This window comes from Mesorhizobium sp. M7A.F.Ca.ET.027.02.1.1 (genome assembly GCF_004022985.1).
Classification (GTDB): Bacteria; Pseudomonadota; Alphaproteobacteria; order Rhizobiales; family Rhizobiaceae; genus Mesorhizobium.
Window position 1 is genome coordinate 1 of sequence record NZ_RZOL01000205.1, and the last position, 10770, is coordinate 10770.

Below are 10770 nucleotides of genomic sequence, written 5' to 3' on the forward strand. Positions count from 1 at the left end.
CCGCACCCGGGGGGCGACTTTCCCCGCCACTCCTGGTGCGCGCATTTCATCGAAGTGCGCGTCGACGAGGATTTCGGCACGGTGCGTGTATCGCGTGTGGTGTCGGCGCTGGATTCGGGGCGGCTCTACAACCCGAAACTTGCCGAAAGCCAATGGAAGGGCGGCATCATCATGGGCATCGGCCAGGCGCTATTGGAAGAAGGCATCGTCGACCGCCGCCACGGCCGCATCGTCAATGACAACCTCGCCGATTACCTCGTGCCGACCAATGCCGACATCCCCGACATCGAGGTGATCTCGGTCGGCATCCCCGACCTGCATTCCTCGGTGCTCGGCGGCAAGGGCGTTGGCGAACTGGCCATTGTCGGCGTGGCGCCGGCGATTGCCAACGCGGTGTTCCATGCGACGGGAAAACGCGTGCGGGATTTGCCGATCACGCTGGAGAAGCTGATTTAAGGGCGGTGGCCGATCTCCCCCTTGAGGGTCCCCTTGTGGGGAGGCCAGGCCGCAGCTTCGGGCGATGGTGCTCCCTCCACACTTTCACCTTCAGCACTCGCGCAACCATCAAGGGGTAAGACCATGAGCGACATCCATTTTGGCACCGGCAAAATGCCCCCTGAAAACATTACCCCCTCAGCATCGCCGACTGGCTGTGCCTTGCCGCGGCCATAGCCGAAACCGAGGCCCGCCACGCGATCCGAAAACCGCTGACCCGGACGACGAGCCGTGACTTCCTTATGCAGGTTTTCTGCTCCGTTGCTGCTCAAAGCCCAAATCGGCAAGACCGCGCTCCACGAAGCCCTCAAAGCCGAAAAATTAGCCACATCCACCGTCAAACCGAAATGGGTTCTTCTGGTGACTCCATGGCTAACCAGTTAACCCGACGCTACCCATCGCGGGTGCTATCATATTGATCTCGGTCAACGGACGGCGGGTACGCGATGCGCGGCCACAGGAGCGGCCGCGCATGACGGGATTATCCGCTTAAGCCGCGGTTTCGGCGCCGGCCTCGCTTTGCGCGGCATAGTGCGCAAATGTCGCCTTGAAGCGGCCGTTGACGTATTCGCCCGACGTGATCGGGGGGTACTTCGCAGGATGATCCTCATCAACGCAACTGGGAAGCACCTCGATCACGGCATCATAGTTTGGACCGAAGAAGAACGGGATCGAATAGCGTTCTTTGCCGGAACGGTTCACCGCGCGGTGGACGGTCGAGGCGAAAAGGTCATTGGTCCAACGCGCCATCTGATCTCCCACATTGACGACGAAGCAGCCGGGGACGGGATCGGCCGCAATCCACTCGCCTGTTGCATTCAGTACCTGCAAGGCTGAAATACCATCCTTCTGGGCCAGGATCGTGAAGCACTCATAGTCCGAATGCGCCCCAATGCCGATCTGTCGGTCATCGATCTCGCCAAACTGCGGTGGATAGTGGAGCACCCGCAAAGTTGCGAGCGGCTTGCCGACCAGCAGGTCGAAATATGTCTCCTCCAACCCCAGAGCCAGAGCAAAGGCATGGAGCAGGTGGCCACTCAGCGTCAGCATCTCGGCATGGTAGGCTTCCAGTGTCGTTCGGAACTCCGGCCTGCCCGCTGGCCACTGGTTGGGACCGTAGAGTACTTTGCCGGCCTTCACGTCCGGATCGTCGGCTGGCACATCCAACGCAATATCATAGGATTCGTGCAGGTCTCCGCGCGCGGTCGGATCCGTATTCTCTTCCAATATTGCCGCATAACCGCGATTATTCTTTGAATTGGAAACGTGATTCTCCATCTTCACGTCGTCGGATTCGGCGAAATACACCTCCGCCACCTCAAACGTGGCATCGATGACATCCTTCGGAACGTGATGGTTCTTGATATAGAGGAAGCCGACTTCCGTGCAGGCCTCGCGCAGTTCCTGGGCGAGCTTTCGCTTGGCCGCCTCGTCGCCTGTGAACATGGGCTCGAGATCAATGATCGGGATCTTGTCGAAGCTGACACGCTGCGGGTCGAGCCCTCCCCCTTTCATTGCACGCGCGCCGTTGCCGGTTTCAAGGACTTTCATTTTTCTGTTCCCTTTTCTTGCTGGCTTGCATCGAAAATTGTTTCGACGTAGTAGCGCGGCCCCGTGAAAACGAAGCCGGGCGAGAAGTAGCGGCCGCAGACATCCATGAACGCGGTCATCTTACGCGACGGAGCGTGCGGGCGCGATATGCGGATGCTGACCCGCTTTTCCGCGGACTCCCATGTGTCGAGCAACGGAATGAGGTGGCCGCGTTCACACTCGATCGTGGTGAAGAAGTGCGGTAGATAGGCAATGCCCTCGCCCGCAACGGCGAAGTACTTGATAGTCCAGTATTCGTTGGCGATCAGGTTGCTGCGCGGCAAGATACTTTCCTGCGCGGTACCTTTCTGTAGCCGCCAGTGCTGCAGGCCCGCCGAGGTGCGATAGACAATGCCCTGGTGTTCCGCCAAATCGGCGGGTTTTCGTGGCATCCCGGCACGCTCGACATAACTCTTGCTGGCAAAGAGTGCGAATTTTGCGGTGGAGAGCGTTTCGCCGCCTTCGATACCTTCGTCCCATGAAATCACGGCGTCGAGCATATCGAGGCTCTCCGGCGCGTAGAGAACGTGCGGCGAAAAGAAGGTGAGTTCGATTTCCACCTTGGGGTAGAGCTTTCTGAACGCCATGAGCATCTGCGTGTAGTAGGCCGTGCCGAACTCCCCCGTGGCGCCGATCCGCAAGGTTCCGGTCACGTCGTCGCTCAGTTCCGTCACGGCGGCCCGCGCCGTATCGCAGCTTTGCAGTATCTGCCGCGCGTGCCCGAGCAGGGTTTGCCCTGCCTCCGTGAGCAACAGGACACGGCCGGAGCGCTCGAACAGAGCGACCTTCAGATCGTCTTCAAGCTGCTTGAGCCGAAGACTGAGCGTGGATTTGGGCAGGCCGTACAACTTCGCCGCGGCGGACAATGACCGCAGTTCCGCGATTTTTACAAATGATGCCAGAGCATCGGTGTTCATTTGATCGTTCACATTTCTGTGCAAAATGCCCAAAAAATGAGCATGATTATTTTTGTTGCATGAACGAACGTAATCGGCTGTTATGCACTGCACAAGAGCCAATTCGCTTTTGCCAAATCAAAAAAGACGCTCCGGCGGCAATCGTCACCGTGCAGGGAAGCTGCATGGGCGCGGCATGCTTCCGGCTGAGAAAAACAAAGAAAACAAGGGGAACCACGAAATGAAAGAGCGCAACACGATGCCGTCCGGCTCAGTTCGCCTGTTCGCGGCGGCGGCCACGGTTTTCGCATCCTGTGCTGCGTCCGGCGCATATGCCTTTACTCTGGAAGGGTCGCCCAAGGTCGCGTTCATCTATGCAAGTTCAGCGCGAGACGGCGGATGGAACGAAGCCCTCGAGGCCGGCCGCAAGGCCGTGGAGGAACAGCTACAGGTGCCTGTCTCGGTGACGGAGAACATACCGGAAGAGGCCACGAAGCTGCGCGCGGCGATCGATCTCTACGTCAAGCGCGGCTTCAACATCATAATCGGCACCACCTATGGCTACAGCGCCCCAATGGCCGAAGCGGCCAAAGCCTATCCGAATGTGGCGTTTCTCAGTGCTTCGGGCACGGAGAATGGGGCCAACATGGAAAGCTTCTATGCCCGCACTTACCAGGGTTGGTACCTTGCAGGCATCGCGGCAGGACAGGCGACGAAGACGAAGAAGATCGGCATCCTCGCCGGCTTTCCGGTCGGCGTGGTGAACTGGGATATCAACAGTTTTGCACTCGGGGCCCATTCGGTCGATCCTACGATCGAAACGGTCGCGGTCTTCGCCAACTCCTGGTGGGACCCGGTGAAGGAAGGGCAGATCGCCCAGGCCATTCTCGACCAGAAGGCCGACGTGCTCGCCACGAATCTGAGCGCGACCTCGGCGCTCGACGCCGCCGAAAAGGCAGGCGTTCCTTCGATAGGCTTTCAGCTCGACATGTCGCATGCCGCGCCGCGAACGATCCAGACCTCGGTCATCTTCCGCTGGGAGAAATATCTTGTGCCAACGATCAAGGAGATCATCGACGGCAACTGGAAACCCGAGGAATACGGCGCCTTCGAAGGCCTTGAAACCGGCGTGGTCGATCTCGCTCCTTTTGGCCCCTCGGTTTCCGAGGAGACCAAGGCAAAGGTCGAGGCAGCAAAGCGGGAGATCATCACCGGCAAGCTTGATCCGTTCCAGGGCCCTCTGAAAAAGCAAGACGGCACCATCGTTGTCGACGCCGGCGGGAAGGTCGACGATGCGGCGCTCTGGTCGATGGACTATTTCGTCGACGGTGTCATCGGCACCATGCCGGCGAAGTAATGACGACGGCGCTTCCGCAGGCAGGAGACATGCGACAACCGCCGGGCACGCCGGCGGCTCTGTTGATGCGCGGCATAGGCAAGTCGTTTGACGGCAAAGCCGCGCTCCGCGATGCGTCCTTCTGTCTCGAATGGGGGGAGGTGCATGCCATCGTCGGTGAGAACGGTGCAGGCAAGTCCACTTTGATGAACGTGGCGGCCGGCGTCTATGTAGCTGACGGGGGCTACCAATCGATCGACGGCGAAGCGATCAGTTTGCGCAGCCCGCTGGAAGCCGCCGCCGCCGGTCTCGGCATGGTCCATCAGCATTTCCGGCTGGTCGAGAGTTTTACGGTTGCCGAAAATGTTCTCCTCGGCTTCGGCCGCAAGGCTGCTGTGAAAACGCTGAGCGATGCGGCGGCGATCGTTTCCGCCAAGTCGAGCGAGATCGGCCTGCCCGTCGATCCGCACAAGCTGGTAGCGAACCTTTCGATCGCCGAACGCCAGCGCGCCGAGATCATCAAGGTCATGCTTCTGGGCGCCCGAATTCTGGTCATGGACGAACCGACGGCGGTGCTGGCCGACGAGGAAGCGCGCACGCTTCTCTCTTTTGCCCAGCGATTGTCGAGGCAAGGTCACGCCGTGGTTCTGATCACGCACAAGTTCCGGGAGGTTGCCGCTTTCTGCGACCGGGTAACGATCATGCGGCACGGCGAGACCGTGCTTGACGGTGCGCGGGTTGCGAACGTCACCGAAGCGGAGGTGGCGCGGCTGATGGTCGGCGATGCCTTGACGGTTGCGGGCCGGCCGTCATCTCGGCCGGGCGATGTGTGTCTGAGCGTGGAAAGGCTTTCCGCACGGGCGACCGCTCACGGGCAAAGCCTGAACGATCTCGGGTTCGAGCTGCATGTCGGCGAAATCCTTGGCATCGCCGGCGTCGGTGGAAACGGGCAGGAGGAACTCGTTGCCTGCCTTCTCGGACTCGACCGTGCCGGTGCCGGCGCGATCGTACTGGATGGCCAGGACATATCCACCGCCAAGCCAGACCAGCGCCGCGAGGCCGGCTTGCGCGTCATCCCCTCCGACCGCTTTGACAGCGGGTTGATCCGGGAGCTTTCCATTGCCGACAATCTCGCGCTTACGACCGTCGCCAGCGGTAGCTTCGGCGGTCCGTTTCTCCTGAGCCGGCGGGCGATGCGCGAGAAGGCCGCCGAGGCCATCGATGCCTTCGATATCCGCGGCGCGACGCCGGAACGGCCGGCCTCTTTGCTCTCGGGAGGAAACGCGCAGAAAGTGTTGCTCGCGCGGGAGCTCGATCACGGCCTGAAGGTTCTCATAGCGCATTCCCCTTCTCGCGGGCTGGACATGAAAGCGGCCGAGTTCGTCCGATCGGCGATCCGCGGAGCTGTGGAAGCCGGCGCGGCCTGCCTTCTGATCAGCGAGGATCTCCAGGAGGTCATGTCCCTGTCCCATCGGGTGGCCGTCATGAACAGAGGAAGGATCGCCGGCTGCCGTCAGACCGGCGACGTCACGCCTGAATGGATAGGAGGCCTTTTAGCAGGCCATGCTTGACACAGCTTTCCTTGTTCGCAGGCAAAATCCCGGCTTCTTGTTGACCAGTCTCAGTTATGTTGGCGGACTGTTGGTCGGGCTGACGGTTTCGGCGGTGCTGCTCGTGCATGCGGGCGTGCCGGCAAGCGCTCTTGTGGATGAGTTCCTGATTGCAACTTTTCTGACCTCGGACGGCCTCTCCCAGACGGCGACGGCCGCTTTACCGTTGGTGCTCGTCGGCCTCGCCTCCGCCGTTGCCATGCGCGTGCGGTTTTGGAACATCGGCGTGGAGGGCCAGCTATGGCTCGGCGCGATCGCGTCAACCTGGGTGGCGCTGAACGGCAGCGGGCCTGAAGTGCTGAGGTTGCCGGCGATGTTCGTTCTGGCAGCGCTTGCGGGAGCCGCCTGGATTGCGATTCCGCTTTTTCTGAAACTCAAGTGGGGCGTTAACGAGGTTATTTCGACCCTGCTGCTGGGAAGCGTCGCGTTTCTGCTCGTGCAGCATCTTCTGTTCGGGGTCTGGAGAGACCCTTCCAACAGCTTTCCCGTGACCGCTACCTTTCCCGTGGCGAGCTGGTTTCCCGTTCTGGGATGGGGGCAGTTGCATGCCGGAATCTTCCTGGTCGCCGCTATCGCATTGTCCATCTGGTTCGTCATGGAACACAGCCGGGTCGGCTTCTACGCGGATGCTGTAGGTTTCAACGCCAAGGCCGCGCGCGCCACGGGCCTGCCGGTGCTCAGCATAGCCTTGGGGCTCGTGCTGCTCTCCGGCGCTCTCTCAGGCGTTGCCGGCATGATGATCGTGGCGGGGACGGAGCACCGCCTCAACCAGTCCGTCGGCAACGGCTATCTCTTCAGCGCGATCGTGATCGCCTACCTGGCCCGCGCGAAGCCATTGTGGGTGGTCGTGATCTCTTTCGCGCTCGGCGCGGTGTTCACCGCCGGGAATGTCCTGAAGGTTTTCTACTCGATCTCCGAAGCGATGATCGTGCTGATGCAAGGCGCGGTACTGATGTCGATTTTGATGGCGCAGTTCTTCAGCTCCTATTCGCTCAAACGGCCGAAGAACTAAGGAAGGGGTTGCATGGATTTTCTAATCGGCTGGATTGCCATCATTCCGAGCTATGCGGCACCGTTGCTGCTGGCGAGCCTCGGCCTCATTATCTGCGAAAGAGCCGGCGTTCTCAATCTTGGAGCGGAAGGATTGATGGCGGTCAGTGCGATGACCGGCGCGATGACGGTGCTTTCCGGAGCCGATCCTTGGGTTGGTCTTGCCGCCGGCGCAGCGGCCGCGATGGCTCTCGCGCTGCTGTTCGCAATATCGACGGTCGCCTTGCGCGCCAATCATACGCTCGCCGGCCTGGCCGTCGTCGCAATCGGACTGGGCATCACCGGGGTCGTGGGGCGACCCTACGTGCAGAAGACCTTTTCTGGCATTTCCACACTTGGCGACCTCTTCGGGATAGACCGCGGTTCGGCATTCGGCCGCATTTTCGCGGTGCAGGACCCGGTTACGCTTGCGCTGCCGACCCTGGTCGGCGCGCTCTGGTGGTGGCTTTCCAAAAGCCGACATGGCCTCAGGTTGAGGTCCGTCGGGGAAAACCCGGCCGCCGCGGATGTCGCGGGTATCGACGTGCAACTGGTTCAGTTCGGGGCTGTCCTGGCGTCCGGGCTGTTTTGTGGTCTCGCCGGAGCCTATCTCTCAGTCGCCACAAGTCATGTCTGGGTGGAGGGAATGGTCGCGTCGCGCGGCTGGATTGCCGTTGCGCTCGTCATCTTTTCGCGCTGGAACGCGGCTCGAGCTCTCTGGGGTGCGCTTCTTTTCGGAAGCGCGGATGCGCTTGTGCCTAGACTACAAGCCATAGGCGCCGACGTTCCTGTCTATCTCATGATGACTTTGCCGTACTTGCTGACGCTTGTCGTGCTGGTGGCAGGCTCATTGGGCGGCCGGCGCTCCGGCGAGCCGGCCTTCCTCGGCAGGGTCTATCTACGACAAGACAAACAATAAGGAACTTGCCCGGTTCATGAGCCCCGCCGCCCGCATCCTTCTGGACTTCGCGGATATCATGGCAAGCATCAAGGATCGCCGATGTCTGTGCCGTCCCCCCTCGCCCGGCGCTGACCCTGCGGCTCCGCTCGACGCCTATTCGCGTGCCACTAACCGTGAGATCAAGAACAAAGCGCCACGGAGACGACAGAGGGGGTCGCCGCGCGTAAAGCGCCAACGTCATCCGCAACAGCAGGCCGAGCCCAGCCGGACCGCCCCCGCTGGCCTGCCGGACCCGGCCGTTCGCTTTCGCTCCAGGCGTTCGTCGTTCGGAAAGCCAAGCGATTGGCTTTCCGTCCGCTGCGCGGACCACTCCTCACCCCCCTCAAGGGGGAGATCAGCAGCTTCAGCGGATCAGAACTTGTAGCTGAGCCCGACCCGGATATCCTGTGTCTGGAGGTCGACATGGGTTTCCGTGGGCAGGCCGGCTGCCACCGAGAGGTCCTGGCTGCCGAAGTCGGAGTAGCGGTATTCGGCCCGCGCGATCCACTTGTCGGTAAAGGCGTGCTCGATGCCGGCTCCAACGGTCCAGCCGACATGGCTGTCGCTGTGGAGCGTTACTTCGGCGGCAGGGCCACCGGCGCTGACCGCAATCAGTTCATACTTGGCCGCGGCGACGCCGGCAGTGATGTAGGGCAAGGTCCGATCGAAAGCATAGCCGGCCCGCAGCCGCGCCGACCCCGACCATTTGAGTTCGCTCTTGAGCAACGTGGTGACGCCGCCGCCGCCGGCGTCGAGGGCCGTCAGCCCATCTATATTGCTGTACATGATGTCGGCCTCGGCGCCGATCACGAAGCTGTTCTCCATCTGGTAATTGGCGCCGATATGGACGCCGCCGATAAATCCGTTCGGATCGGTGGAGACATTGAGATCGGTGGCCCCGCCCAGTCCGCCGCCGGCGATGAACAGATTGGATTTTCCGGCCGCGTAGCCGATGTCGACGCCGGCATAGAGTCCGGACCAGTCGTAGCCGGATGCAACAGGCGAAACCTCATTGATATCAGCCGCACACGCCACACCGAGCGGCGCGAGAATGAAGGCCGTTGCGAGAAGAAGAGTTTTCATTGTTGTCTGCTGCCCCATGTTGCTTCCCCACCGCACAAATGAGCTGCGGAGATCCAGCTGTTGTCGAGAAATCCGGTGTTGCATTGTCCGCCCGCCGCGTCTTGGGCTGGGCCGCACCCGAATTGTCGGGGAAAGCATAGCAGCGCTTTCCCGGCTGGTGTGGCCATTCGGCCTCAGTCGATTGGCGTGTCGTGTATCCGGCGGGGTTAGCGGCGACGAAACTACCTGGCACTGCCCGGTGTCGAGCCGAATCGGCGGCGGAAGCAGCGGTTGAAATAGGAGACGTCGGAGAAGCCGCTGAGCAGCGCGATCTCGCTGATCCGCATGCGGTCATTGTGCCTGTCGCGGAGCATGCGATGCGCCCTTTGCAAGCGCAGTTCGAGAATGCGCTCGGCAAAGCTCACCCCGGTTTCCTGCAGCAGGTCATGGACATAGCGAACGGAGAGCCGCAATTGCCCGGCAACGCCCTGCGCCGAAATGGCGGGATCGGCGAAATTATCCCGCATCTTCTGCAGTATGGCCTGCAGCCTTGCCGCGCGCAGGCCGCGCAGGCCCGCCAGTTCGGCCGCTTCGCCCTTGGCGCCGGTCGCAAGGCCGATCAGGTCGACGATCGTTTCGGTGGCGTGGCCGATGAGGTCGGGCGAGACCAGCGCCGGGCCTGCTTCCAGGAAGCTGCAATAGCGCTTGAGCATGCCGAGCGCCTCATTGTCGGCTCCAACGGTCAACGCCAGCCGATCCTCGATATGAGCGAAGGCATTTTCCAGCACGGCACGAGGGAGCACCACATTGGCCCAGACATTGCTGTCGCCGCCGGTCATCTGCAACGCTTCCGAAGCCGAGACCAGTGCGGCCTCGCCTTTGCCGACGTGATAATCGCGGCCAATCTGCGTGCCGCTGAGCACCGTATCGCCATTGTTCACCAGCAGCAGATAGCCGTCGCGACCATCGGCGGCGATATTGCCCGCCTTGCGGCTGGCATGACGGATCGTCCCGGCCATCTGCCCAAGCACCAGCGAGCCGACAGCGGTGGCTTCGATCGCGGCTTCGAACGACAGTCTCTCCGAAATCGTGTATTCGACCGACCATATCTCGGCGACATGGATGTCCTGCCAGAGCGCGAAGCGTGCGCGATGATCCAGATGCGGCGGCAGATCCGCCGATGAGAAGACGTTCTTTTGCAAGGGGCAACCGGCCTTTTCTACAATCGCGTCTTCATTTCGACACGCACCGTATGGGACCAGATCACGGTCTGTCCAGAGCCGGAAATACTTGTGCGCCAGGTGACAATTCCAGTGCCGTCCTGGACAAGGATTGGCTTAATTTCGTGGATTGGGCTGGTTGAATTTCGGATTACTCGAAAATGCCCAGTGCCGACGAATCGCGCCACCCTACTCCGGCGACGGCACCGGCGGCCGCGATGTCAGCGCCGTGCCGAAGGCGGCGACAACGACGGCTGCGATCCCGGCCAACTGTGTTGCGGTCAGGCTTTCATGCAGGAACAGGAAGCCGGCCAGCGCACCCAGCCCCGGCTCCAGGCAGGTCAGCGTGCCGTAGATGCGCGCCGGCATGCGGGTCAGCGCCACCATCTCCAGGAAGAACGGCAACGCGCTGGAAAACAACCCGACCAGCAGCGCGCTGACCAGGATCGACGGCGACAGCAGCGCGGATCCCGCCTGCGCGATACCGAAGGGCAGCACGAGCACAGCGGCGATGGCCATGCCGTAGGCAGTGGTGCGGGTGCCAAGCTCCGCGCCGGCCTTCTGGGCAAGCACGATATAAAGCGCCCAGAAG

The 10770-nt window shown here is 61.5% G+C and carries 11 protein-coding genes; 5 read left to right on the forward strand and 6 right to left on the reverse strand.

The features are described 5' to 3' along the window. Positions 1 to 456, forward strand: a 456-nt coding sequence (locus EN749_RS21215; protein WP_145990963.1) for a molybdopterin cofactor-binding domain-containing protein, incomplete at its 5' end; no start/stop codon positions are given. Between the two features lie 528 nt (positions 457 to 984). Here the strand turns inward: EN749_RS21215 and EN749_RS21220 are convergent. Continuing rightward, the gene (locus EN749_RS21220; RefSeq protein ID WP_245491467.1) at positions 985 to 2046 is read right to left on the reverse strand and encodes a 2-oxoglutarate and iron-dependent oxygenase domain-containing protein; all 1062 of its coding nucleotides are present in this window, start codon (positions 2044 to 2046) and stop codon (positions 985 to 987) included. Then, the gene (locus EN749_RS21225) at positions 2043 to 3002 is read right to left on the reverse strand and encodes a LysR family transcriptional regulator (protein WP_127268795.1); all 960 of its coding nucleotides are present in this window, start codon (positions 3000 to 3002) and stop codon (positions 2043 to 2045) included. Before EN749_RS21225 ends, EN749_RS21220 begins: the two co-directional genes overlap by 4 nt. A 220-nt stretch (positions 3003 to 3222) precedes the next feature. Here EN749_RS21225 and EN749_RS21230 point away from each other — a divergent pair, with 220 nt between their 5' ends. Then, the gene (locus tag EN749_RS21230; protein WP_189367633.1) at positions 3223 to 4338 is read left to right on the forward strand and encodes a BMP family ABC transporter substrate-binding protein; all 1116 of its coding nucleotides are present in this window, start codon (positions 3223 to 3225) and stop codon (positions 4336 to 4338) included. Here the strand turns inward: EN749_RS21230 and EN749_RS38930 are convergent. Next, entirely contained in the window at positions 4296 to 5027 is a 732-nt protein-coding gene (locus tag EN749_RS38930; protein ID WP_245491468.1) for a hypothetical protein, read from the reverse strand. The genes EN749_RS21230 and EN749_RS38930 overlap by 43 nt on opposite strands. Here EN749_RS38930 and EN749_RS38935 point away from each other — a divergent pair. Genes EN749_RS38935 through EN749_RS21245 form a run of 3 tightly spaced genes read left to right on the forward strand, consistent with a single transcriptional unit; the run spans position 5019 to position 7875 of the window. Beyond that, a complete protein-coding gene (locus tag EN749_RS38935) occupies positions 5019 to 5888 on the forward strand; it encodes an ATP-binding cassette domain-containing protein (RefSeq protein ID WP_245491469.1) in 870 nt (289 codons plus the stop codon). The two genes, EN749_RS38930 and EN749_RS38935, sit on opposite strands and share 9 nt — an antisense overlap. Beyond that, the gene (locus EN749_RS21240) at positions 5881 to 6939 is read left to right on the forward strand and encodes an ABC transporter permease (protein WP_128363893.1); all 1059 of its coding nucleotides are present in this window, start codon (positions 5881 to 5883) and stop codon (positions 6937 to 6939) included. Before EN749_RS38935 ends, EN749_RS21240 begins: the two co-directional genes overlap by 8 nt. Positions 6940 to 6951: 12 nt before the next feature. Beyond that, positions 6952 to 7875: an ABC transporter permease gene (locus EN749_RS21245; protein ID WP_128363894.1), complete on the forward strand. Its 924-nt coding sequence runs from the start codon at positions 6952 to 6954 to the stop codon at positions 7873 to 7875. Positions 7876 to 8268: 393 nt separating this feature from the next. Here EN749_RS21245 and EN749_RS21250 read toward each other — a convergent pair whose 3' ends face one another. From EN749_RS21250 to EN749_RS21260, 3 genes are all read right to left on the reverse strand, one after another. Continuing rightward, positions 8269 to 8979 (reverse strand): outer membrane protein, encoded by a 711-nt coding sequence (locus tag EN749_RS21250; protein WP_164762590.1) that lies wholly within the window; start codon positions 8977 to 8979, stop codon positions 8269 to 8271. Positions 8980 to 9200: 221 nt separating this feature from the next. Continuing rightward, positions 9201 to 10160 (reverse strand): AraC family transcriptional regulator, encoded by a 960-nt coding sequence (locus EN749_RS21255; protein ID WP_127271117.1) that lies wholly within the window; start codon positions 10158 to 10160, stop codon positions 9201 to 9203. 207 nt (positions 10161 to 10367) lie between these two features. Continuing rightward, on the reverse strand, positions 10368 to 10770 hold a 403-nt coding region (locus EN749_RS21260), incomplete at its 5' end, for an EamA family transporter (protein WP_145990964.1).